The organism is Streptomyces sp. NPDC127197 (assembly GCF_042672405.1).
GTDB classification, from domain to species: Bacteria; Actinomycetota; Actinomycetes; order Streptomycetales; family Streptomycetaceae; genus Streptomyces; species Streptomyces flavusporus.
The window spans coordinates 117392-140661 of sequence record NZ_JBHXVG010000006.1 but is presented as its reverse complement, the minus strand read 5'-3'; the positions used below and the strand labels follow the sequence as shown (position 1 = coordinate 140661).

Annotated in this window: 18 protein-coding genes; 9 read left to right on the top strand and 9 right to left on the bottom strand. The window is 69.6% G+C overall.

The genetic code is table 11. From position 1 onward, the window contains the following. The first annotated feature begins 176 nt into the window (after positions 1 to 176). The 4 genes from ACFVJQ_RS11945 to ACFVJQ_RS11930 all read left to right on the top strand — a co-directional run bounded on the left by ACFVJQ_RS11945 (position 177) and on the right by ACFVJQ_RS11930 (position 4874). A complete protein-coding gene (locus ACFVJQ_RS11945; RefSeq protein WP_385510517.1) occupies positions 177 to 1934 on the top strand; it encodes an SDR family oxidoreductase in 1758 nt (585 codons plus the stop codon). A 158-nt stretch (positions 1935 to 2092) separates the two neighbouring features. Next, positions 2093 to 2641 carry an RNA 2'-phosphotransferase gene (locus ACFVJQ_RS11940; RefSeq protein WP_385782997.1) on the top strand — a complete coding sequence of 183 codons (549 nt, stop codon included), beginning with the start codon at positions 2093 to 2095 and terminating at the stop codon, positions 2639 to 2641. Positions 2642 to 3001: 360 nt separating this feature from the next. Further along, positions 3002 to 3904: an LLM class flavin-dependent oxidoreductase gene (locus tag ACFVJQ_RS11935; RefSeq protein WP_385782994.1), complete on the top strand. Its 903-nt coding sequence runs from the start codon at positions 3002 to 3004 to the stop codon at positions 3902 to 3904. A gap of 76 nt (positions 3905 to 3980) precedes the next feature. After that, positions 3981 to 4874: a Cof-type HAD-IIB family hydrolase gene (locus ACFVJQ_RS11930; RefSeq protein ID WP_385510514.1), complete on the top strand. Its 894-nt coding sequence runs from the start codon at positions 3981 to 3983 to the stop codon at positions 4872 to 4874. A 33-nt stretch (positions 4875 to 4907) separates the two neighbouring features. Here ACFVJQ_RS11930 and ACFVJQ_RS11925 read toward each other — a convergent pair whose 3' ends face one another. The 5 genes from ACFVJQ_RS11925 to hisC all read right to left on the bottom strand — a co-directional run bounded on the left by ACFVJQ_RS11925 (position 4908) and on the right by hisC (position 13498). Next, positions 4908 to 5966: a M23 family metallopeptidase gene (locus ACFVJQ_RS11925; RefSeq protein ID WP_385510512.1), complete on the bottom strand. Its 1059-nt coding sequence runs from the start codon at positions 5964 to 5966 to the stop codon at positions 4908 to 4910. Between the two features lie 161 nt (positions 5967 to 6127). Next, entirely contained in the window at positions 6128 to 9622 is a 3495-nt protein-coding gene (gene cydD, locus ACFVJQ_RS11920) for a thiol reductant ABC exporter subunit CydD (RefSeq protein ID WP_385782991.1), read from the bottom strand. 78 nt (positions 9623 to 9700) lie between these two features. Continuing rightward, positions 9701 to 10720 carry a cytochrome d ubiquinol oxidase subunit II gene (gene cydB / locus ACFVJQ_RS11915; protein ID WP_385510508.1) on the bottom strand — a complete coding sequence of 340 codons (1020 nt, stop codon included), beginning with the start codon at positions 10718 to 10720 and terminating at the stop codon, positions 9701 to 9703. Between the two features lie 20 nt (positions 10721 to 10740). Continuing rightward, entirely contained in the window at positions 10741 to 12246 is a 1506-nt protein-coding gene (locus ACFVJQ_RS11910; RefSeq protein WP_385510507.1) for a cytochrome ubiquinol oxidase subunit I, read from the bottom strand. 172 nt (positions 12247 to 12418) lie between these two features. Continuing rightward, entirely contained in the window at positions 12419 to 13498 is a 1080-nt protein-coding gene (gene hisC / locus ACFVJQ_RS11905) for a histidinol-phosphate transaminase (protein WP_385510506.1), read from the bottom strand. Positions 13499 to 13956: 458 nt separating this feature from the next. Between hisC and ACFVJQ_RS11900 the strand changes: the two genes are divergently transcribed. The 3 genes from ACFVJQ_RS11900 (at position 13957) to ACFVJQ_RS11890 (ending at position 17446) form a co-directional block, all read left to right on the top strand. Beyond that, on the top strand, positions 13957 to 15069 hold the full coding sequence (locus tag ACFVJQ_RS11900) for a LacI family DNA-binding transcriptional regulator (RefSeq protein ID WP_385510505.1): 1113 nt from the start codon (positions 13957 to 13959) through the stop codon (positions 15067 to 15069). Between the two features lie 213 nt (positions 15070 to 15282). After that, the gene (locus ACFVJQ_RS11895; RefSeq protein ID WP_385510504.1) at positions 15283 to 16386 is read left to right on the top strand and encodes a metallophosphoesterase; all 1104 of its coding nucleotides are present in this window, start codon (positions 15283 to 15285) and stop codon (positions 16384 to 16386) included. Positions 16387 to 16579: 193 nt separating this feature from the next. Then, entirely contained in the window at positions 16580 to 17446 is an 867-nt protein-coding gene (locus tag ACFVJQ_RS11890; RefSeq protein ID WP_385510503.1) for a hypothetical protein, read from the top strand. A 135-nt stretch (positions 17447 to 17581) separates the two neighbouring features. Here ACFVJQ_RS11890 and ACFVJQ_RS11885 read toward each other — a convergent pair whose 3' ends face one another. The 3 genes from ACFVJQ_RS11885 to ACFVJQ_RS11875 all read right to left on the bottom strand — a co-directional run bounded on the left by ACFVJQ_RS11885 (position 17582) and on the right by ACFVJQ_RS11875 (position 20221). Then, entirely contained in the window at positions 17582 to 19033 is a 1452-nt protein-coding gene (locus tag ACFVJQ_RS11885) for a VWA domain-containing protein (RefSeq protein WP_385782986.1), read from the bottom strand. Between the two features lie 120 nt (positions 19034 to 19153). After that, complete coding sequence (locus ACFVJQ_RS11880) at positions 19154 to 19294, bottom strand: hypothetical protein (protein ID WP_385782983.1); 141 nt, start codon at positions 19292 to 19294, stop codon at positions 19154 to 19156. Positions 19295 to 19324: 30 nt separating this feature from the next. Then, positions 19325 to 20221 (bottom strand): LysR family transcriptional regulator, encoded by an 897-nt coding sequence (locus ACFVJQ_RS11875; RefSeq protein ID WP_385510500.1) that lies wholly within the window; start codon positions 20219 to 20221, stop codon positions 19325 to 19327. Positions 20222 to 20435: 214 nt separating this feature from the next. Here ACFVJQ_RS11875 and ACFVJQ_RS11870 point away from each other — a divergent pair, with 214 nt between their 5' ends. Together ACFVJQ_RS11870 and ACFVJQ_RS11865 are read left to right on the top strand one after the other, a co-directional pair. Next, positions 20436 to 20798: a DUF1801 domain-containing protein gene (locus tag ACFVJQ_RS11870; protein ID WP_385782980.1), complete on the top strand. Its 363-nt coding sequence runs from the start codon at positions 20436 to 20438 to the stop codon at positions 20796 to 20798. An 8-nt stretch (positions 20799 to 20806) separates the two neighbouring features. Beyond that, the gene (locus tag ACFVJQ_RS11865; protein WP_385783341.1) at positions 20807 to 21193 is read left to right on the top strand and encodes a VOC family protein; all 387 of its coding nucleotides are present in this window, start codon (positions 20807 to 20809) and stop codon (positions 21191 to 21193) included. Between the two features lie 59 nt (positions 21194 to 21252). On the opposite strand, the gene thiC is transcribed toward ACFVJQ_RS11865, so the two are convergent. Then, a complete protein-coding gene (thiC, locus tag ACFVJQ_RS11860) occupies positions 21253 to 23067 on the bottom strand; it encodes a phosphomethylpyrimidine synthase ThiC (protein ID WP_385782977.1) in 1815 nt (604 codons plus the stop codon). Positions 23068 to 23270 lie beyond the last annotated feature (203 nt).

The window sequence follows — 23270 nt, the reverse complement described above, 5'->3', positions numbered from 1 at the left end:
TCACTCTCGAGTAGTACGGGACCCTGAGGGTCCCCCTGAGGTCGAACGGCCACGCCTGTTGACGCAGCCTCTAACAACTGTCAGATTCGCCGATGTCTCGTGACGAGCTGCGTGATTGGACCACCGCTGCAACTGGACGACGATGTGCCGCACGTCAGGCGCTGGGCGGAGGAGAAGTGACGGTGCTGAAGGGCGCGCGGGAGCGCCGGGTGCATACGGGCGGGGTCGAGCTGTGCGTGGCCGAGCTGGGGGACCCGCAGCGGCCGACGGTCGTGCTCGTGCACGGCTACCCGGACAGCAAGGAGGTCTGGTCCGAGGTGGCCGTCCGCCTCGCCGACCACTTCCACGTCGTGCTGTACGACGTGCGGGGCCATGGCCGGTCCACGGCGCCGCAGCCCCTGCGCGGCGGATTCACTCTGGAGAAACTGACGGACGACTTCCTCGCCGTCGCGGACGCGGTCAGCCCGGACCGTCCGGTGCACCTCGTGGGGCACGACTGGGGCTCGGTGCAGTCCTGGGAGTTCGTCACCGTCCGGCGCACCGAGGGCCGGATCGCGTCCTTCACCTCGATGTCCGGTCCTTCGCTGGACCACTACGGCCACTGGATCCAGCGGCGCGTCAAGCGCCCGACCCCGCGCCGCGTCGGCCAGCTCCTGAGCCAGGGCACCAAGTCCTGGTACGTGTACCTGCTGCACACGCCCGTGCTGCCCGAACTGGCTTGGCGAGGCTCCCTCGGCAAGCACTGGCCGCGCATCCTGGAACGCGTCGAGAAGTTCCCCGGCGGCGACTACCCGACCTCGTCGCTGCCCACCGACGCGGCGCACGGGGCGTGGCTGTACCGGGACAATGTACGGCCCCGGCTGCGCAGGCCCCGTCCGGACGCGTACGCGCACGCGCCCGTGCAGCTCATCACGCCCCTTAGGGACGCGTTCCTGTCCGAGAAGCTCTACGACGAACTGGAACGGTGGGCCCCTCAGTTGACCCGCCGCACGCTCCCGGCCAAGCACTGGATCCCGCGCACGCGCCCCGATCAGCTGGCCGCCTGGATCGAGGAGTTCGTGCTGGCGAACGAGTCGGGCAGGCCGGTGATCGAGGCACCCGGACGGTACGCCGACCGCTTCGGCGGTCAGCTCGTCCTGGTCACGGGCGCGGGCAGCGGCATCGGGCGGGCCACGGCGTTGGCGTTCGCCCAGTCCGGCGCGCGCGTGATCGCCGTCGACCGGGACGCGGAGGGCGCGGCCCGCACGGCGGAGATGTCCCGGCGGATCGGGGCTCCGGCGGCCCGGGCGGAGACCGTCGACGTCTCCGACGAGCAGGCCATGGAGAAGCTCGCGGAGAAGGTCGCAACCGAGTACGGCGTGGTGGACGTCCTGGTGAACAACGCCGGAATCGGGCTGGCCGGCTCCTTCCTCGACACCACGCCGGAGGACTGGCGCAAGGTCCTCGACGTCAATCTGTGGGGCGTGATCCACGGCTGCCGGCTGTTCGGCCGGCAGATGGCCGCGCGCGGGCAGGGCGGCCACATCGTCAACGTCGCCTCGGCGGCGGCGTACCAGCCCTCCAGGGCGCTGCCCGCGTACAGCACCTCCAAGGCCGCCGTGCTGATGCTGAGCGAGTGCCTGCGCGCCGAACTCGCCGGGCAGGGAATCGGCGTCACGGCGATATGCCCCGGCTTCGTCAACACCAACATCACGTCCACGGCTCGGTTCGCGGGCGTGGACGCGGAGGAGGAGAAGCGGCGCCAGAAGAGGTCCGCGCGCCTGTACGGGCTGCGGAACTACCCGCCGGAGAAGGTCGCCGACGCCATCCTGCGGGCGGTGGTCCGCAACGAGGCGGTCGTTCCGGTGACGCCCGAGGCCCGCGGCGCCTATCTGCTCGCCCGGTTCATGCCTCGGGCGTTGCGGAGGATCGCACGGGTGGAACCGCCGTTGTGAGCGGGAGCCGGGCACGAGGCGCCTACACCCTGTGAGTTTCCGGGCCGGTTGTCCACAGGAGCGCCCCTCTCCCTGTGGAAAACTCACCATGCTTGTGGATCAAACATCCCGAGCAAAACAATGTGCGTGATCCACGTCTCGCCCGGCACGCTGGTGAGATGGATGAAAGACGCACCGTGAAGGTGTCGAAGTACCTCTCGAAGCATCTGCGCCACCAGCCCGAGCGGATCGGGCTCACGCTCGACGAGGGCGGCTGGGTCGAGATCGACACGCTGATCGCGGCGGCCGCCGCGCACGGCTTCCGGTTCACCCGGGAGGAACTCGACCACGTGGTCGCCACCAACGACAAGAAGCGCTTCGCGATCGAGGGCACGCGGATCCGCGCCAGCCAGGGGCACAGCGTCGAGGTGGACCTCGGACTGCCCCCGGCGACCCCGCCGTCGTACCTCTACCACGGCACGGTGGCCGGCAACCTGGACGCGATCCGCGCCGACGGACTCAGGCCCATGAACCGCCACGACGTGCACCTCTCGGCCGACCGCGAGACCGCGACCCGGGTCGGCGCCCGCCGCGGCCGTCCCGTCGTACTGTCGGTGGACACCGGCGCGATGCACCGAGACGGCCACATCTTCCGGGTCAGCGCGAACGGGGTGTGGCTGACGAAGGCCGTCCCACCGCAGTACCTGCGCTTTCCCGAGCCGCACTGAACCGCGCTGGTCGTACCGATGGCCGGCGACCGCACGCACAACGAATGGATCCCGATGATCACGCTCACCCCGTGGCTGAGCAGCCGCGTACGGTGAGCGTTTCACGTGAAACAGCTCGGGCCGCTAGGGCCTGGCCGGCGGATCAGGTCGCAGGAAATCGGCGACGCCCTATCAGCGCTGGTGAGCGGGGTCTGGTGCGTCCAGCTGCAAGGCGGAGGAGGGCGGCGACGCGATGGGGGCCCCTCCCGCGCGAGCGAAGCCGAGCGTGGGGAGTCGGCAACCGACGACAACGCCGCAGATGGGCGTGCCAGCCCCGGCGTCTGCGGCATGCTCCGCCGGACAGGCCCTAGGCTCGGTGGCATGACCTTGCGCCTGAGCACCGTGATCCTCCCGTACCGCCGCTGGCACGAGGGAGGCCGTACGACGTGGCAGCGCGCGGAGCAGCTCGGTTTCCACGGCGCCTTCACCTACGACCACCTGTCCTGGCGCAGCTTCCGGGACGGTCCGTGGTTCGGTGCCGTGCCGACGCTGACCGCCGCCGCAGCCGTCACCGACCGGCTGCGTCTGGGCACCCTGGTCACCTCACCGAACTTCCGCCACCCGGTGACCCTCGCCAAGGAGCTGATCTCCCTCGACGACATCTCCGGCGGGCGGATCACGCTCGGCATCGGCGCGGGCGGCACCGGCTACGACGCCACGGCCCTGGGGCAGGATCCCTGGACCCCGCGGGAGCGTGCCGACCGGTTCGGCGAGTTCGTGCCGCTGCTGGACCGGCTGCTGACCGAGGACGCGGTGTCGTACGAGGGCGGCTTCTACTCGGCGCACGAGGCGCGCAACATCCCGGGCTGTGTGCAGCGCCCCCGGCTGCCCTTCGCGGTGGCCGCCACCGGCCCGCGCGGGCTGCGGCTGGCGGCGCGCTACGGGCAGGCGTGGGTGACCACCGGCGATCCCAAGCTGTACGAGAACGGCACCCCCGAGCAGTCGGTTCAGGCCATTCGCAGGCAGGCCGAGAAGCTCGCCGCCGCGTGCGCCGAGATCGGCCGCGACGCCTCGGCGATGGACAAGATCCTGCTCACCGGTTTCACCCCGGACCGTGGCCGGCCGTTGCAGTCCCTCGACGCGTTCGTGGACTTCGCGGGACGGCATCAGGAACTGGGCTTCACCGAGATCGTGATCCACTGGCCCATCCCCGATTCGGACTTCGCCGCGGAGGACAAGGTCTTCGAGCAGATCGCCATGGAGGCACCGGCTCAGCTGAGCTGAGCCCGCCGACCGCAACGGCACAGGTGAGGGCGGTATCCACTCACCTGTGCGGACTCCTGCACGTCAGTGCGGGCATATGCGCGAGAATGGCGCGGTGACCTCAGCGACTCGACAGCCCGAGACCCCGGCCTCCCCCATGGTTCCGCCCCGGCTGATCGCCACCGACCTCGACGGCACGCTGCTGCGGGACGACAAGTCGGTGTCGCCGCGCACGGTCGCCGCCCTCGCGGCCGCCGAGGAGGCGGGCATCGAGGTCTTCTTCGTCACCGGCCGCCCGGCCCGCTGGATGGACGTCGTCAGCGACCATGTCCATGGTCATGGCCTGGCGATCTGCGGCAACGGTGCCGCGGTGGTCGACCTGCACGGCGGCCCCGGCACCCATCGGTTCGTGAAGGTCCGGGAGCTTGCACGGGAGAATGCCCTGGACGCCGTACGGCTGCTGCGCGACGCGGCCCCGGGCACGGTGTACGCCGTCGAGCAGACGTACGGCTTCTACCAGGAGCCCGCCTATCCGAAGCTGCACATGGAGACGCCGGACATGCTCGCTCCGGCCGAGCAGCTCCTGGCGACCGACGCGCCCGGCGCCGACGAGCCGGTGCTCAAGATCCTCGCCTATCACCCCGAGATCGACCCGGACGCCTTCCTCACCCTCGCCCGGCTCGCCATCGGCGACCGCGCCAACGTCACCCGCTCCAGCCCCAGCGCCCTGCTGGAGATCAGTGGGCCGGGTGTCTCCAAGGCCAGCACACTCGCCTTGTGCTGTGCCGAGCGCGGCATCTCGCACGAGGAGGTCGTCGCCTTCGGTGACATGCCCAACGACGTCGAGATGCTCACCTGGGCGGGCCAGTCGTACGCCATGGGCAACGCGCACCCGGACGTGATTGCCGCGGCCTCGGGGCGGACGGTCGCGAACAACGAGGACGGGGTCGCGGTCGTGATCGAGCAGCTGCTGGCGGGGCGGGTGCAGTAGCCGTCCTGCACGCGGACGAGCGGCACCACCAGGTCACAGATCCACACCCCGTGCGGCCAGCCACCGCACCGGATCCACCCCTGAACCCAGCTCGGGGGCGACCCGCACCTCGAAGTGCAGGTGCGGGCCGGTCGAATTGCCGGTGTCGCCCGACTGCCCGATCCACTGCCCCGGCAGCACACGATCCCCCTGGTCGACGGCGACCGAGGCGAGATGCGCGTACTGCGTGTAGTAGCCGCCCGGATGCTCGATCACGATCTCGATCCCGAAGGCGCCCCCGCACGACACCCTCACCACCCTGCCCTCACCGACCGCCCGCACCGGCGTACCGATCGGCACCGCGAAATCCTGCCCCGTGTGCCGGTTCGCCCATCGCGCACCACCGGTGCCGAACCCGGCGGACAGCACGTACGTCTCCACCGGCGCGACCCAGGTGCGTGAGAAGGAACCCTTCGGCTGGTCGAGCCGGACCGCACCACGACAGGCGCCCGCCATGGCCGAGGCGTTCGCCTGCCGCTGCAACCGCCAACGCGCCTCTTCGAGCTTCTGCTCGATGTCCTTCTTCATCCTGGCGAGTTCGGCGTTCCGTTTCTCCAGGTCCCGCCACGCCGCCGCGGCCCTCGCCTCGTTCGCCGCGAGCCGGGTCTCCGCGCGGCGGCTCTTGTCGATCGCGTTGTTGACGACGAGGTCCGCCTGCCACACGGCATGCTGACCTCGCATCAACTCCTCGGGGTTGTCCGAGAGGATCATGCGCGCGGTGAGGGGAAGGTCCCCGCCGGTGCGGTACTGGGCGCGCGCGATCCGGCCCAGGTCCTTGCGCAGCACGGCGATCTCCTCCCGCTCACGGTCGAGGAGCCCCTCGAGCCGCTGGGCCCGGGCCCGCTGCACCTTGGCCTCGCGCCGCCCCTCCTCGTACTGTTGCGTGGCCACGGCCGCGTCCTCGTACAGCTGCGCCACCTCGGTGCCGACGCCGACATCCCCGCTGCCGTTGTCCGGGCTGCGCCGGGACTCCTCGGCGGGCCGGGCCGCGAGCACGGCGAGCGCGCAGAGCAGCACCGAAACGAGCAGCGGACGGCGGCGAGGTGAGCGCATGTCAGCGATCGTGGCCCGCGCGGGCGGCCCCGTCCTGTTTCAGTCGTACGCATGGGGGACCAACGGGCCACGGATGGAGCAGCGCTACGGCCGAACAGGTAGGCCGGTTACCGGATTGACGCCCCGTCGGTCAGTGCGGGACGTGCTGCGGGGCGGCGCTGCTACCGCACCCCCACCAGCAGCTCCGACTGCGCCTCCCGCGTCGCCATCGCCCGCAGCGGCCCGTCCACGGCGACCAGCTCCGCGTAGGCACCGCGCTGCACCACCCGCCCCTCGTCGAGCACGATCACCTCGTCCACGGTCTCCAGCCCGGCCAGCCGGTGCGTGATGAGCAGCGTCGTACGGCCCTCGGTGGCGGCCAGCAGATCGGCGGTGAGCGCGTCCGCCGTCGGCAGGTCGAGGTGCTCGGCGGGCTCGTCGAGGACGAGGACGGGGAAGTCCGCCAGCAGCGCCCGGGCCAGCGCGAGCCGCTGTCGCTGCCCGCCGGACAGCCACGCCCCGTACTCACCGACCAACGTGTCGAGCCCCTCGGGCAGTGCGTCGGCCCAGTCGAGCAGCCGGGCCCGCGCGAGCGCGTCACGCAGCTCGCCCTCGGTCGCGTCCCGCTTCGCGAGGAGCAGGTTCTCCCGCACCGAGCTGTCGAAGAGGTGGGCGTCCTGTGCGCACAGTCCGACCAGCCGCCGTACGTCGTCGCTGTCCAGGGCGTACGCGTCCACGCCGGCCAGCGTGTACGAGCCTGCGTGCGCATCCAGGAACCGCAGCAGGACCTGCGCCAGCGTCGTCTTGCCGGCCCCGGACGGGCCGACCACCGCGATGCGGCGCCCCTTGTCGAGCGTCAGGTCGAGCCCCGCGAGCGCGTCTCGGTCCTGTCCCGCGTGCCGGGCGGCCAGGCCCTTGAGGACGAGCGGGAACGGCGAAGCGGGCGCCTGCCGGGGCTGCTCCGGTTCACGTACGGGCTCGGGGGCGTCCAGCACCTCGTGGACACGCTCGGCGCTCCTGCACACCCGCTGCCGGAACTGCACGGCGAGCGGCATCCCGAGCACGGCCTCGAAGGCGGCCAGCGGGGTGAGGACGACCACGGCCAGCGCCACGCCGCTCAGCCGTCCGTCGGCGACCGCCTGGACGCCCACCAGGGCGGCTCCGGCGACGGTCAGGCCGGAGATCAGCGCGGTGAGTCCGTCGCCCAGGGCGGTGGCGGTGGCGGCGCGCGAGGCGATCCGGGTGAGTGTCGCGTCGGCCCGCCGGGTCTCGGCGGTACGGGCGGGCAGCGCCCCGGCGACGGTGAGCTCCGCGGTGCCGGTGAGCAGATCGGCCACGCGGGTCGCGAGCACCCCTCGGGCGGGAGCCAGCCTGCGCTCCGCCCGTCGCGCCACGGCGCCGGTGACCAGCGGCACGCCGGCCCCGGCCGCGAGCAGCCCGACGGCGAGCACGGCCCCGGCCTCGGGCAGCAGCCAGGCGGTGAAGCCGACGGTGGCCGCGGAAACGGCGACCGCGGCGCCGGCCGGGAGCAGCCACCGCAGCCAGTAGTCCTGCAGGGCGTCCACATCGGACACGAGCCGCGACAGCAGGTCGCCCCGTCGGGCCCGGCGCAGCCCGGCGGGCGCGAGCCGCTCCAGTCGGCGGTACACGGCGACCCGGGTGTCGGCCAGCATCCGCAGCACGGCGTCGTGCGACACGAGCCGCTCCGCGTACCGGAACACCGCCCGACCGATCCCGAAGGCCCGCGTGGCCGTCACGGCAACCATCAGATACAGCACGGGCGGCTGCTGCGAGGCCCGGGAGATGAGCCATCCTGACGTGGCCATCAGCCCGACGGCGCTGCCCAGCGCGAGGCTGCCGAGCAGCAGGGCGAGTCCGAGCCGGCCGCGCCGGGCCCCGGACATGGCCCGGACGCGGGCGAGTACGCCGCCGCTGTGCGCCGCGGGTTCGGACGCGGACTCCTCCTGCGCGGCCTCGGGTGCCGGGGCGGACTCGATCGGACGCGCCGCGGACGCCCGGGGCCCGGTTTCCACGCGCGAGGCGAGGGCGGGCTCCTCGAGCCGCACCACCCGGTCCGCCACGTCCAGCAGCGCCGGCCGGTGCACCACCAGCAGAACGGTCCGGCCTGCCGCCAGTCGCCGCACCGCCTCGACCACCTCGGCCTCGGTCGCTCCGTCGAGCGCGGCGGTCGGTTCGTCGAGCAGCAGCACAGGCCGGTCGGCGAGGAAGGCCCGCGCCAGCGCGAGCCTCTGCCGCTGCCCGGCGGACAGCCCGGCCCCGTCCTCGCCCAGCACGGTCTCGACACCCTGGGGGAGGGCGTCCACGAACGTAAGCGCTCCCGCGTCCTGAAGCGCCTGCCGTACCGCTGCGTCGTCCGCGTCGGGACGGGCGAGCCGTATGTTCTCGGCGATCGTCCCGGCGTACAGGTGCGGCCGCTGCGGCACCCACGCGATGCGTGACCGCCACTGCTCCAGGTCGGCCTCGGTGAGATCGACTCCCCCGATCCGCACCCGGCCCTCGGTCGGCCGCACAAACCCCAGCAGTACGTTCAGCAGCGTCGACTTGCCCACGCCGCTCGGCCCGACGAGCGCGACGGTCTCCCCGGGCTCGACGGTGAAGGTCACATCGGACACGGCCTCGGCGGTGCGGCCCGGATAGCGGACCGTCACGCCCTCGAAGGCCGCCGCTCCCGTCGGCACGGCCCTGGTTCCCGACGCCGGTACCGGAGTCTCCAGAACCGAGAAGATCTCCTCGGCCGCGGCCAGCCCTTCGGCCGCCGCGTGGTACTGCGCGCCCACCTGCCGCAACGGCAGATACGCCTCCGGCGCGAGGATCAGGATGACCAGGCCGATGTACAGGTCCATGTCACCATGCACGAGCCGCATGCCGATGGTCACGGCGACCAGCGCGACCGAGATCGTGGCGAGCAGCTCCAGCGCGAACGACGACAGGAACGCGATCCGCAGCGTTCGCATCGTCGCCTGCCGGTACTCGCCGGTGATACGCCGGATCGACTCGGCCTGCGCCTTGGCCCTTCCGAACACCTTCAGGGTCGGAAGCCCGGCGACCACGTCCAGGAAGTGCCCCGACAACCGGGACAGCAGCCGCCACTGACGGTCCATCCGGGACTGGGTGGCCCAGCCGATCAGCATCATGAATACGGGGATGAGCGGCAGCGTGCCGACGATGATGGCGGCGGAGACCCAGTCCTCGGTGACGATCCGGGCGAGCACCGCCACGGGCACGACCACCGCGAGCCCCAACTGCGGCAGATAGCGCGAAAAGTAGTCGTCGAGGGCGTCGACTCCACGCGTGGCGAGGGCGACCAGCGATCCAGTGCGCTGCCCGCTCAGCCATCCCGGCCCCAGTTGGGCGGAGCGCTCCAGCAGCCGCCCCCGAAGCTCCGACTTCACCGCCGCGCTCGCCCGGTGCGCGGCAAGCTCCGTGAGCCAGGAGACCAGCGCGCGGCCACAGGCGACGGCCACCAACAGCAGCAGGGAAGTGCGCAGTTCGGCGACGGACATCCCGTGCTGGAACGCACCGACCACCGTCTCGGCGATCAGCATCGCCTGCGCGATGACCAACCCGGCACCGACGGCACCCAGGCCGACGACCGCCATCAGGAAGAACCGGGTGGCGCGGGCGTATCGGAGCAGTCGCGGGTCGATCGGTTTCACGTGAAACACACCCTCTTCTCAAGAGGCCTGAAGGGGTCTCAAGGGGCATGTTTCACGTGAAACACGCCCCTGTCGGACTCAGTGTGCGGAGCCGGCGGCAGCATCCGCGGCGATGTGCTGTGTTCCGATCCGCTTGCGGAACACCCAGTAGGTCCACGACTGGTACAGCACGACGATCGGCGCGGCGATGCCCGCGCACCAGGTCATGATCTTCAGGGTGTACGGGCTCGACGAGGCGTTGGTGACCGTGAGACTCCACTCCTCATTGAGCGAAGACGGCATGACGTCGGGGAAGAGCGACAGGAAGAGCATCGCGACGGCGGCCACGATGGTGACGCCGGACAGCGCGAACGCCCAGCCCTCTCGCCCGGCCTGGTTCGCCACCAGCGCCGCAACCAGGGCGGCGACCGCCACGATCATCGCGACGAGGCTCTTGCCGTCCCCGCTGTCGACCTGGGTCCAGAGCAGGAACACCACGGCCAGTCCGGCCGTGAGGAGACCGACCTGGAGCGCCAGCTTCCGTGCCCGCTCCCGAATCTCCCCGACGGTCTTGAGCGCCGTGAACACCGCGCCGTGGAAGGTGAACAGCGTCAGCGTCACGAGGCCGCCGAGAAGCGCGTACGGGTTGAGCAGGTCCCAGAGACTTCCGACGTACTCGAAGTCCTGGTCGATCTTCACGCCGTGAACGATGTTGCCGAAGGCCACGCCCCACAGGAACGCGGGGATCAGCGAGCACCAGAAGATCGCGTTCTCCCAGTTGCGCTGCCAGTTCTCCTCGGGCCGCTTGGCCCGGTACTCGAAGGCGACACCCCGGACGATCAGGCAGACCAGGATGAGCAGCAGAGGCAGGTAGAAGCCCGAGAAGAGCGTGGCGTACCACTCGGGGAAGGCCGCGAAGGTCGCGCCGCCGGCCGAGAGCAGCCACACCTCGTTGCCGTCCCAGACCGGGCCGATCGTGTTGATCAGCACCCGCTTCTCGGGCCGGTTGCGGGCGAGCAGCTTGGTGAGGACGCCGACCCCGAAGTCGAAGCCCTCGAGGAAGAAGTAGCCGATCCACAGGACGGCGATCAGGACGAACCAGACGTCGTGCAGTTCCATGACTGTGCAGCTCCCTCGGCCTAGTACGAGAAGGCCATCGGCTTGTCGGCGTCCCGGGAGTCGCCGCCGATCTTCGTGGGCGGGTTGAGGTCGGCCTCGGTCAGCTCGGGCGGGCCGGCCTTGACGTACTTCGCGAGCAGCTTGACCTCGATCACGGCGAGGATCGCGTAGAGCGTGGTGAAGACGATCATCGAGGTGAGCACTTCGCCCGTGGAGACACCGGGGGAGACCGCGTCGCGGGTCTGGAACAGGCCGTAGACGACCCAGGGCTGACGGCCCATCTCGGTGAAGATCCAGCCCCAGGCGTTGGCGATCAGCGGGAACGCCATCGTCCAGAGCGCGAGCAGCCAGTACAGCCGGGTGAGCCTCGACCCGAGCGGCTTGTTCAGCAGCACCAGATGCGGCACCTCGTCCTCGCCGGTCCGCAGGGCGGCCGGCAGCAGGAACTTCTTCCGTGTAAGCCACAGCCCCAGCAGCCCCAGGGAGAGGGACGCCATGCCGAAGCCGATCATCCACCGGAAGCCCCAGTAGGCGACGGGGACGATGGGCTTGTAGTCACCGGGCCCGAACTTCTCCTGCAGGGCCTTGTTGGTGTCGTGGATGCCGGGCACATACGACTCGAAGTCGCTGTGGGCCAGGAAGGACAGCAGCCCGGGTATCTCCAGGGCGACCTTGTTGTGCCCCTTGTCGACGTCCCCGTACGCGAAGACGGAGAACGGTGCCGGGCTCTCGCCCTCCCACAGGGCCTCGGCGGCGGCCATCTTCATCGGCTGCTGCTCGTACATGACCTTGCCGAGGGTGTCCCCGCTGACCGCGGTGAGCACACCGCCGACCGCCAGAGTGACCAGGCCGAGCCGGAGCGACGTCCGCATCACCGGGATGTGCTTCTTGCGCATCAGGTGGAAGGCGGCGATGCCCACCATGAAGGCGCCACCCGTCAAGAAGGCGGCCGAGAAGCTGTGGAAGACCTGGTTGAGTGTCGTGTTCTGGGTGAGGACCAGCCAGAAGTCGGTGAGCTCGGCGCGGCCCTTCTCCTCGTTGATCCGGTAGCCGACCGGGTGTTGCATCCAGGAGTTGGCCGCGAGGATGAAGTACGCCGACAGAAGCGTGCCGATCGAGACCATCCAGATGCAGGCCAGGTGGATCTTCTTCGGCAGCTTGTCCCAGCCGAAGATCCACAGCCCGATGAAGGTGGACTCGAAGAAGAAGGCGATCAGGGCCTCGAAGGCGAGGGGAGCACCGAAGACATCGCCGACGAAGCGCGAGTAGTCGGACCAGTTCATGCCGAACTGGAACTCCTGCACGATGCCGGTGACGACACCCATCGCGATGTTGATCAGGAAGAGCTTGCCCCAGAACTTGGTCGCCTTGAGGTACTTCTCCTTCTCCGTACGCACCCACGCGGTCTGCAGGCCGGCCGTGAGGGCAGCGAGCGAGATCGTCAGGGGGACGAACAGGAAGTGGTAGACGGTGGTGATGCCGAACTGCCAGCGCGCCAGCGTCTCCGGCGCCAAAGCCAATTCCACGTCGTCTCTCCTTACGTCGCCGTGGGGGCGCTTGTGAACGCGTTCACATTCACAAGCAATTATGGCGCACTGGCTTTCGATGCCTCGAAGGGGGGTCCCCTACGGACCTGCGCCGGGCTCGCGAAGCGGCGAGAGCCACCTCGCGAGCCCGTTCCACACCGTCGGCGACCGCCTAGAACTCCTTACGGAACCCTTCCGCCACCTTCAGGAGGATGTCGTTCGCCTCGGTCTCCCCGACCGTCACCCGCACACCCTCGCCGGGGAACGGCCGTACGACCACACCTGCCGCCTCACACGCCTCCGTGAAGGCGACCGCGCGCTCCCCCAGCGGCAGCCACACGAAATTGGCCTGGGACTCGGGCAGCGTCCAGCCCTGGCCGCGCAGCCCGTCGACCACGCGGTTGCGCTCACAGACCAGCGAACCGACCCGGCCCAGCAGTTCGTCCTCGGCGCGCAGCGAGGCGATCGCCGCCTCCTGCGCAATCCGGCTCACCCCGAACGGCACGGCCGTCTTGCGCAGCGCCGCCGCGACCGGCTCGTGGGCGATGGCGAAGCCGACGCGCAGGCCGGCCAGTCCGTACGCCTTCGAGAACGTCCGCAGGACACAGACGTTGGGCCGGTTCCGGTACAGCTCGACACCGTCCGGCACCTCGGGGTCGCGGATGAACTCGCGGTACGCCTCGTCGAGCACGACGACCACGTCGCTCGGCACCCGGTCGAGGAAGCGCTCGAGCTCGGCCCGTCGTACGACGGTGCCCGTGGGGTTGTTGGGGTTGCAGACGATGACCAGGCGGGTCCGGTCCGTGATCGCGTCCGCCATCGCGTCCAGGTCGTGCACCGCGCCCGGGGTCAGCGGCACCTGCACGGACGTCGCACCGCTGATCTGCGTGATGATCGGGTACGCCTCGAAGGAGCGCCACGCATAGATCACCTCGTCACCGGGGCCGCTGGTGGCCTGGATCAACTGCTGGGCGACGCCGACCGAGCCGGTGCCGGTGGCCAGATGCGAGACAGGGACACCGAACCGGTCGGACAGCTCGTTCATCAGGTCCGTGCAGGCCAGGTCCGGGTAGCGGTTGAAGGACGAGGCCGCCGCCGTCACCGCCTCCAGCACGCCGGGCAGCGGCGGATAGGGGTTCTCGTTGGAGGACAGCTTGTAGGCCACGGGGCCGCCGGCCGCCGCCGGCTTGCCCGGCTTGTAGGTGGGGATCCCCTCCAACTCGGCGCGCAGCTTCGGGCTCGTCTCGCTCACCGCAGTCCTCCTCGCAACCACCGGCAGCCCTGACTGCCGCCGGCTTCCAATGCTTCTCACCTTATGAGGATTCGGCGCGGCTGCGTATGGCCCGGCACCAACTGCGCGCACTCCGCGTGCGGCCTCCGGGGGCGCCGGAGGAACCCCATCCGTCCCACTGGCATCAGAGGCATCATCGTATGAAGGGTGTGAATCGGGGGGCGTGCTGCACATATATCTACGCGCCGGTGGCTCACGCCGTAGCGCGCATCACCCGTGCAGGTGAGTTGAGACCTCTTCGAAACATCGACCACTTGGCAGGCCTGTGTGCTCCGACAAGTCAAGTACTGCAACAGGATGGTTCAACTCCCTTACATTCCAAGGCATTTGACACTCGATGACCTTGCAGAAACGTGCCTGTCAACGGGTGCATATGCGTCCGCACTACCCCACCACGTGAGCCCTACTATCGGCTCGCCATGACAGCAGCAGGGAAGCACCAGGTGAGCCGCGCGGAAACCTCACGTCGAGGCAGTCGGCCGAGCCGGGCGGGCATCAGAGACGTGGCCGCCGCCGCCGGGGTCTCCATCACGACCGTCTCCGACGCCCTCAACGGCAAGGGCCGGCTCCCCGACGCCACCCGACGCCATGTCCGCGAGGTCGCCGACCGACTGGGGTACCGCCCCTCGGCCGCCGCCCGCACCCTCCGTACCGGCAAGTCCGGACTGATCGGCCTGACCGTGACGACATACGGGGATGAACCTTTCACCTTCACGGAGTTCGCGTACTTCGCCGAGATGGCCCGCGCCGCCACCTCCGCCGCGCTCGCCCGTGGTTACGCCCTCGTCATCCTGCCCGCGACCTCGCGTCACGACGTGTGGTCGAACGTCGCCCTCGACGGGACCGTCGTCATCGACCCGTCCGACCAGGACCCGGTCGTCAGCGAACTCGTCCGGCAGGGTCTCCCGGTCGTCTCCGACGGCCGGCCGGCCGGCACGCTCCCGGTCACGGCCTGGGTCGACAACGACCACGAGGCCGCCGTCCTCGGCATCCTCGACCACCTGGCCGAAGCGGGCGCCCGGCGCATCGGCCTGCTCACCGGCACCACGACCGACACGTACACACACCTGTCCACCACCGCGTATCTGCACTGGTGCGAACGCGTCGGCCAGGACCCGGTCTACGAGGCCTACCCGGCGCACGACCCGTGCGCGGGCGCCGTCGCCGCCGACCGGCTGCTGGCCCGCCCCGACCGACCGGACGCCGTCTACGGCCTGTTCGACCCGAACGGCACCGACCTGCTCGCCGCCGCCCGCCGCTACGGACTGCGCGTACCGGACGATCTGCTGCTGGTCTGCTGCAGCGAGTCCACCGTGTACGCCAACACCGAGCCGGCCATCACCACACTCTCCCTGAAGCCGCGCCGCATCGGCACGGCCGTGGTCCAGCTGCTCATCGACGCCATCGAGGGCGTGGAATCGGACCGTCCGGTCGAGCAGGTGATACCGACCGAGCTGATCGTGCGGACCTCGTCGCAGCGGCGTTCCCCGCGCACGACGGTCAGCCCGCCGCGGTCGCCCGACAACGGGTAGAGCGGGGCGGTCACCCGGGAGGGGGTCGGCGCGGGGCGGTCACCAGGCGGACAAAGCCCTGCCCAATCGGGGCGAAAGCCGCGGTGAACTGGAGTCTTGCTCCGATTCACCACCCCTGGGTCATCACACAGCGCGATCCGCATTCCTATGATGGGCCCACGGCACCGCGGGCCGCTGCGACCAGGCAGTCCGAAGCGGTGCAGCTGCGGCGCGATGGTGGAGGGGTCGATGACTCAGGGGGCCGGTCAGGGACCCGAGGTGGAGCGGACGGCGACGCTGCGCGACTTCCGGGTGCCCGCGTACGTGCACGAGACCGGTCCGTACGTCCACAGCACGCATCCCGGCGAGGCCATCAGCCCCGTCGCGGAACCGGTCGACCACCCGGAGGGGTACACCCCCACGGAGCGCGACCTGCCCGTCATCCGTCGGGGTGACACGCTTCAGGTGACCGTCGACCCCACGCCCGCGCCCACGCCGGTCCCGCAGCCCGGCACCGGCCCCGGCCCCCTCTACGTCGTGGGCGACGTGCACGGCTACCTCGAGGAGCTGGTGGCCGCCCTGCAGGAGAAGGGCCTCATCGACGCCGCCGGCCAGTGGTGCGCCGGCACCGCCCGGCTGTGGTTCCTCGGCGACTTCACCGACCGCGGTCCGGACGGCATCGGTGTCATCGACCTCGTGATGCGGCTGTCCGCCGAGGCCGCCGCGGCCGGCGGCTACTGCAAGGCCCTGATGGGCAACCACGAACTGCTGCTGCTCGGCGCCAAGCGATTCGGCGACACCCCCGTCAACTCCGGCGCGGGCACCGCCACCTTCCAGGCGGCCTGGCTGCTCAACGGCGGTCAGAAGACCGACATGGACCGCCTCCAGGACCACCATCTGCAGTGGATGGCCCGCCTCGACGCCGTCGAGGCGGTCGACGGCCATCTGCTCGTCCACTCGGACACCACCGCCTACCTCGAGTACGGCAACTCCATCGAGGAAGTCAACGACAACGTCCGCGAGACCCTCACCCGCAACGACGCGAATGAAGTCTGGGACCTGTTCCGCAAGTTCACCAAGCGCTTCTCCTTCCGCGACGAGGGCGGCGCCGACGCCGTACGCTCCCTCCTCGATACGTACGGCGGCACCCGCATCGTTCACGGCCACAGCCCCATTCCGTATCTGCTGGGCGAGGTCGGCTCCGAGGACGGCGAGGACAGCTCCGGTCCCGTGGTCGAAGGACCGCACGTCTACGCCGACGGCCTCGCCATCGCCATGGACGGCGGAGTGACCATGGCCGGAAAGCTACTGGTCCAGCAACTCCCCCTGGATATCTGAGGGTTTACCGGGCAGGCGTACCGCGACGGCGGACCGGCGCACGACGGCGCAGGCCAGGGCCCAATTTCTGGAAACCCCCTGTCACGGCGCACCGTCACCGCTCTACCATCGGCTTATCCGTAGCAGGCTCCCCTCCGTTTCTGCCCAACGGCTCGTCAGCGTGCGAGCCACCAGCCCTACGGAGCATCGGGGGATGCACATGAACAGCGTTCCGCAGCACCTGTTGAGCGAGGACCGCCAGGAATACGAGCGGATCCTCGATGAGGCGCTGCGCTCCGCACCGCAACGCCCGGAACTGGCCGCTGTCGGACAGCGGCTCAACCCTGAACAGCTGCGCACCATGGCGCTCAACGCCACCGCATTCATCACGGCGGCCGCGGCGACCGAGTACCAGCACTACGTGAAGGTCCGCGAGGAACTGCGCCGCCCGGCGCCGTCCACCCCGTCGTCCACTCGCGAGTCCGGCTCCGCGGAGCCCGGCACGGGCGCGGTGGGGCTCGCCACCACCATGGGAGAGGTCGCCGAAACCGCCGGCGCGGGTGCCGTCGCCATCGTCGCGGTCCTCGCCCCCGTCCTGGCCGGAACGGCCGCGGCGATCTTCCTGCTCGTCGGCTACATCCTGAAGATGCTGGACCCCGAGCCGGCGTTCGCCGAGACCATGCTCACCACCGGGTGGGTGTTCGGCGCCGTCACCGCGGTCGCGATCCTGGTCGCCGCCGTCGGGCTGCTGCTCACCGCGCTGCGCAACCGGCCCTCGCTGGAGGCCGGTCCGTACGGCGAGCTCAGCGGCGAGGTGGCCAAGGCCAGGGAAGCCTGGCACGAGGCCCTGCTGGAGAACGGCATCCTGCCGTTTCTGCGCGAGGCGCTCGCCGACCCCGGCCCGGCCGCACTGCACCGTACGGCCCCGTCGGCGCCGACCAGTCGCATCCCGCACCTCGGCTACGACCGCCCGGGCTTCACCAGCCCCGGCGACGGCCCGGAATCGGGCTCGCGCCCGAGCTTCACGAGCCCGGACTACACAAGCCCGGAGTTCGGGGGGCCCGAGCACCAGCCGGAGTAATCCTCGGCTTGCGCCCCCACCCAGGGGAGCGCAAGCCGAACACGCCCGGCTGTACGTACGGCTGTGCGTGGCCATGCCGACCGCGCGGGCCACCCGCCCGCCGTGGTGCTCTGCGCGTCGGACGGCGACATCCGGTCAGAGAATGCCCGCCCGGCGGGCCGCGGCCATCCAGCTCGGAAACTCCGACAGGAGCCGGTCGTACAGCTCCTGATCGGGGACCGTGCTGATGTCGTCGACCGCGAAGAAGCCCACGTTGTCGACACGACGGCCGGGCAGGGTGTCGAACTGCTCCAGCACGCCGTAGTTGGACCGTCCCAGACCCACGAACTGCCAGAAGATCGGTTCCTCCACCGCCTCCCGCAGCTCTCGCTCGATCTGGGCGTTGCGGTAGACACCTCCGTCGGAGAAGAAGAGCACGAGCGTGGGAGCCGCGGCCGGGTTCTCCCGGACGTATGTACGAACCTGGGCGATCACCTTCTGTTCCTCGTTCTGGATACCGATCATCCGCATGTCGACCTGACCTGCCTCGAGGCCCTTCTTCGCCTTCTTGCGGCCAAAAAGGCTCAGTTCACCGACCCGGACATGCAGCCGCAGCCACTCCGGCAGCTCCCCGATCCGGAGATCGGGCAGCCGGGCCGCGTTCGAGGCGAACGTCCAGGCCTGCATCTGGCCGTCGTCGTCGAGCTGTGCGGCGACAGCGGCCATGCGCTCCACCACGTCCCTCACGATGCCGCGGGAGTACAGGGACGACATGGAGCCCGAGGCGTCGAGAACCAGGATGACGCGCGCGGTGGTTCCGGCGACCCCGTGCTTGGTCAGGCTCACCGCCACCTGCTGCTTGCGCAGGGACAGCCGCTTGCGCATGTCCACGGGCAGGTGTTCCTCACCCTTGGTCAGGCGGGGGGCGGGGGGTGTGGTGGGTGAGGGTGGTGTCATCGGAGGTGCGGTGGGTGGCACCGTCGGTGGGGCTGGCGGGGCGGATGGTGTCGGCGGGGCTTGAACAGGTGCCGTCGGCTGGGTCGGTCGGTCGGGCTGGACCGGCACGGCCGGCGGAGCGTCGTCGACCGTGATGCCGAAATCGGTGGCCAGGCCCGCCAGCCCGGAGGCGTACCCCTGCCCGACCGCACGGAACTTCCACCGCCCCTGCCGTAGGTACAGCTCACCTCCGATGAACGCGGTCTCCGCCCCGGCCTCCATCTCGAACCGGGCGAGCTCGGTCCGCGTCCCGTCGTCGAGCAGCCTCAGCATCAGTCCGGGCACCTGCCCGAACGTCCCGCCGTCGGCCGACGCACACAGCACGATCCGTTCGACGGCCGGCTCCAGTGAACCGAGGTCCACCGAGATCGTGTCGGAGGTGGCCCCGGCGGCACGCTGTTTCCCCAGGTGGGTCACAGCATCGGACGCGTGGTTCGGCTGGTTGTAGAAGACGAAGTCACCGTCGTCCCGAACGCGTCCGGCCGCGGTGAGCAGCAATGCGGAGGCGTCGACGTCGGGCACGCCCGGCCCTTCGGACCAGGAGAGCTCGACGCGTACCGCCCGAGCATCGACGGGAAGGTTGGCACCCTTGCTCAGTGAAGTCGCTGCCATGAAGTCAGTCTGCCGAGCCGAGAGAGCCGAGGCGCGGCTTTCCCGAGGACCGGGCTGACCGGGGTGACACGGCGCCCCGGCGGACCGGGGCACCGCAACCTGGTCTCGGCCTGACGGTCTTCAGCCCGCGATCGGCAGATACACGTGGTTACCCGCGGCCGTGAACTCCTTCGACTTCTGCAGCATCCCTTCGGCGATCTCCTCGGCCGAGGCCCCGTCGGCACCGCCCAATCGCTCTGTGATGCTTTGGCTGATCTCCATCGAGGGGAGCCGCGGGCCTGGATACGGGGTTCACTCGGTCGGCGCCGTCTGGGCGGCGTCCGTCGCTGCCCGCACGAACTCGCGTATCCGCTCCGTGGTGTTCCCCTCCCGCCAGACCAGTCCCCGTTCGATCGGCTCCGCGTCGTGCAGTGGCACGTAGGCGATGTCCGGTCGGGGGTAGTACTGCCGGGAATGCTCACCGACCGGGAGGATGCCCTTGCCCATCGCGACCAGGGTGAGCATTTCGGAGAACGACCCGCCGGCCGGTCCCGCCGGAACGGGCCTGCCCGACGGAGTGCGGTCCGGTGTGCGGTCCCGTTTGAAGGCCGTGGAGGTCACCTGCGGATACTGCACCACGGGGTACTCCGCGAGGATTTCGACCGACACCGACTGCTCGGCGGCCAATGGATGCCCGTCCGCCACCGCGAGCACCCTGTCCTCCCTCATCAGGACCGGTCCGCAGGCCATTCCGTCGAACGGGTACGAGGCGAGGAGGATGTCGATCGAGCCGTCCATCAAGCTCGCCCGGGAGTTGTACAGCTGAACCTCCCGGACGTCCACCCGGCAGTCGGGGTGGCGTTCACCGAACAGGCCGACCGCCCTGAGCAGTACAGGTGCCGTCCACTCTCCGAGAAAGGCGACGCGGAGTTCTCCCGTGAACCCGCGACTGGCGTTGGCAGCCCTGCGCAGCGCCGCCTCCATCCCCGCGACCAGGGGCGTCAGGTCATCGGCCAACTGCCGCCCGGTCGAGGTGAGTCGGACGGTACGGCTGGTGCGTTCGAACAGCGTTCCGCCGATGCGGCGCTCCAGCTTCTTGATCACCTGACTGACCCGCCCCGTCGTGATGTGCAGGCGTTCGGCGGTCCGGCCGAAGTGCAGTTCCTCGGCGAGTGTCAGGAAGGTCTCCAGCTCCAGCCGTTCCAGCATGATCCCCCGATCGTTGAATCTGGCTCAACAATTGTATTGCGATCTTGCCTTGATGGAGGCTTCCCTCCCGGCGGATCGTAGGAGGCGTCCACCCGGTCCTCGAGGAGAACCCCGGTGCCGATCGCCGACACTCGCTCCTCCGCCCTCGAGGCGCCGGGCTGATCGATCCGCGCTCTCAGAGCGCCTGACTCCTCCACCCACGGAAGGAAGCCTCATGACCACCACTGACGTCACCGCCTACCTGGCAGGGCTCGATGACGGGCTGCGGGAGATCGGCGAGAAGCTGGTCCCCGTCATAGAGGCCGCCCTGCCGGACGGCAGCGGCGCGATGTGGCACGGCCATCCGACCTGGAGCCTCGGCGACAAGCCCGGGCGGATGCCGGTCTGCCTGCTCAAGGCGTACAGGTCCTACATCACCTTCGGTCTCTGGAGAGGCCAGGAAGTGCTCGACTCTTCCGGGCGACTCGATCCCGGTTCCCGCCAGATGGCCTCCGTGAAGCTCAGCACTGTTGACGATGTCGACGCCGCGCTGTTCACCGACTGGATCCGCCGTGCTGTCGCCCTGGAGGCGAAGTGACCACCACCCTGCGGGTGAAGGCCCTCGACCACTTGGTCTTCAACGTCGAGGACGTCGAACGGTCCCTTGATTTCTACACCGGACGCCTTGGCCTGGAACCGGTACGCGTCACCGAGTGGCGGGCCGGCCAAGTCCCGTTCCCATCGGTGCGGGTCAGCTCAGAGACACTCATTGACCTGGTCCACCACCCCCGGGGAACGTCCAACGTCGACCACGTCTGTATCACCGTTGAGCCACTGGACTGGGATGCGGTCATCGAGTCCGGCACGTTCACCGTTCTCGAAGGCCCTGTCCAACGCTTCGGCGCGCGTGGCGTTGCCACCTCGATCTACGTCCAGGACCCGGATGGCAACACGGTGGAACTTCGCTGGTATCCCCAGGACGTCACGGCGTGATCGAGTCGAGGGTTCCGGTCCGGGTGGGCAGTGGCCCGGACCGGAGCCCTCAGAACGGCTCAGTCGGCCAGCGGGAGATACACACGGTTTCCTGCCGCCGCGAACTCCCTGGATTTCTGCAGCATGCCCTCGGCGATCTCCTCGGGCGACGCCCCCTCAGCCGCCGCGCCACCGAACCGCTCTGTGATGCTTTGGCTGATCTTCATCGAGCAGAACTTCGGCCCGCACATCGAGCAGAAGTGAGCCGTCTTGGCGGGTTCGGCCGGCAGGGTCTCGTCGTGGAACTCCCGTGCCGTGTCCGGGTCGAGGGCGAGGTTGAACTGGTCCTCCCACCGGAACTCGAAGCGGGCGTCGGACAGCGCGTCGTCCCATTCCTGTGCACCGGGGTGCCCCTTGGCGAGGTCGGCTGCGTGGGCGGCGATCTTGTAGGTGATGACGCCGGTCTTGACGTCGTCACGGTTGGGTAGGCCCAAGTGCTCCTTGGGCGTGACATAGCAGAGCATGGCCGTGCCCCACCAGGCGATCATCGCGGCACCGATGCCGGAGGTGATGTGGTCGTACGCCGGCGCGACGTCCGTCGTCAGCGGGCCGAGCGTATAGAACGGAGCTTCATCACAGATCTCCTGCTGAAGGTCGATGTTCTCCTTGATCTTGTGCATCGGGACATGGCCCGGGCCCTCGATCATGGTCTGAACATTGAAACGCTTCGCGATTCGGTTGAGTTCCCCGAGAGTTCGGAGTTCCGCGAACTGCGCCTCGTCGTTGGCGTCCGCGATCGAACCGGGCCGCAGGCCGTCGCCCAGCGAGTAGGTGACGTCGTAGGCGGCGAGGATCTCGCAGAGTTCCTCGAAGTTCTCGTACAGGAACGACTCCTTGTGGTGCGCCAGGCACCACGCGGCCATGATCGAGCCGCCGCGCGAGACGATGCCGGTCTTGCGGTTCGCCGTCAGCGGCACGTACGGAAGGCGCACTCCGGCGTGCACCGTCATGTAGTCCACGCCCTGCTCGGCCTGTTCGATGACCGTGTCCTTGTAGATCTCCCAGGTCAGCTCCTCGGCCCTGCCGTCGACCTTTTCGAGGGCCTGGTAGAGCGGCACCGTGCCGATGGGGACAGGGGAGTTGCGCAGCACCCACTCGCGGGTGGTGTGGATGTTGCGACCGGTGGACAGGTCCATGACCGTGTCGGCCCCCCATCGGGTAGCCCAGGTCATCTTCTCGACCTCCTCCTCGATGGAGGACGTCACCGCAGAATTGCCGATGTTGGCGTTGACCTTCACCAGGAACCGCTTACCGATGATCATCGGCTCGATCTCCGGGTGGTTCACATTCGCGGGGAGGACCGCCCGGCCCGCCGCGATCTCCTCGCGGACCTCCTCTGGAGAAACGTTCTCCCGGAGGGCCACGAACTCCATCTCGGGCGTGATCTCGCCCCGGCGGGCATACGCCAGCTGCGTGACCGCCTTCCCACCACGGCTGCGGCGCGGCTGGCGCGGCCGGCCGGGGAAGACCGCATCGAGGTTGCGCAGGCCGCCGCGCGGCGAGGTGTGCTTGATCCCGTCGTCCTCGGGGCGGACGGGACGGCCCGCGTACTCCTCGGTATCGCCGCGGGCGATGATCCAGTTCTCCCGCAGTGGCGGCAGCCCCCGGCGGACATCGGTGTCGACGAGTGGATCGGTGTACGGGCCTGAGGTGTCGTACAAGGTCACCGACTGCCCGTTGGTGAGGTGCACCTGACGGACCGGCACGCGCAGATCGGGGCGTGAGCCTTCGACGTACGCCTTGTGCCAGCCGATGGACTTCCCGGCCTCCCCGTTGCTCGCGTCGTTGGTCGCGTTCTGCGTGGAGGCAGGCGTGCGTGCGTCCTTGTTGGTCATGAGACCGTCTCCCTACGCCGGCATTACCCGGTAACAGGTTCGGCGGTCGACGCAGCGATTTCCGTTTGCCGACGTTTCATGGGAAACATCACTCGTGCTCAGTGATGTTCCACGTGAAACATCGCGAAGACGGAGGTCAGCGCCCTCTCAGCCCGGTGCTCCGAGCTCCCGCGTGTACAAAGGTCCCCCCACGCTAGCGTCAA

What these genes read in the sequence shown, in the direction of transcription:
- ACFVJQ_RS11875 (WP_385510500.1), bottom strand. Translation starts at nt 20,221, where the DNA reads ATGCTGGAACGGCTGGAGCTGGAGACCTTCCTGACACTCGCCGAGGAA.
- ACFVJQ_RS11935 (WP_385782994.1), top strand. Translation starts at nt 3,002, where the DNA reads ATGACCTTGCGCCTGAGCACCGTGATCCTCCCGTACCGCCGCTGGCAC.
- ACFVJQ_RS11895 (WP_385510504.1), top strand. Translation starts at nt 15,283, where the DNA reads ATGGTGGAGGGGTCGATGACTCAGGGGGCCGGTCAGGGACCCGAGGTG.
- ACFVJQ_RS11870 (WP_385782980.1), top strand. Translation starts at nt 20,436, where the DNA reads ATGACCACCACTGACGTCACCGCCTACCTGGCAGGGCTCGATGACGGG.
- ACFVJQ_RS11930 (WP_385510514.1), top strand. Translation starts at nt 3,981, where the DNA reads ATGCGCGAGAATGGCGCGGTGACCTCAGCGACTCGACAGCCCGAGACC.
- ACFVJQ_RS11925 (WP_385510512.1), bottom strand. Translation starts at nt 5,966, where the DNA reads ATGCGCTCACCTCGCCGCCGTCCGCTGCTCGTTTCGGTGCTGCTCTGC.
- cydB (WP_385510508.1), bottom strand. Translation starts at nt 10,720, where the DNA reads ATGGAACTGCACGACGTCTGGTTCGTCCTGATCGCCGTCCTGTGGATC.
- thiC (WP_385782977.1), bottom strand. Translation starts at nt 23,067, where the DNA reads ATGACCAACAAGGACGCACGCACGCCTGCCTCCACGCAGAACGCGACC.
- ACFVJQ_RS11885 (WP_385782986.1), bottom strand. Translation starts at nt 19,033, where the DNA reads ATGGCAGCGACTTCACTGAGCAAGGGTGCCAACCTTCCCGTCGATGCT.
- ACFVJQ_RS11900 (WP_385510505.1), top strand. Translation starts at nt 13,957, where the DNA reads ATGACAGCAGCAGGGAAGCACCAGGTGAGCCGCGCGGAAACCTCACGT.
- ACFVJQ_RS11880 (WP_385782983.1), bottom strand. Translation starts at nt 19,294, where the DNA reads ATGGAGATCAGCCAAAGCATCACAGAGCGATTGGGCGGTGCCGACGGG.
- ACFVJQ_RS11940 (WP_385782997.1), top strand. Translation starts at nt 2,093, where the DNA reads ATGGATGAAAGACGCACCGTGAAGGTGTCGAAGTACCTCTCGAAGCAT.
- ACFVJQ_RS11890 (WP_385510503.1), top strand. Translation starts at nt 16,580, where the DNA reads ATGCACATGAACAGCGTTCCGCAGCACCTGTTGAGCGAGGACCGCCAG.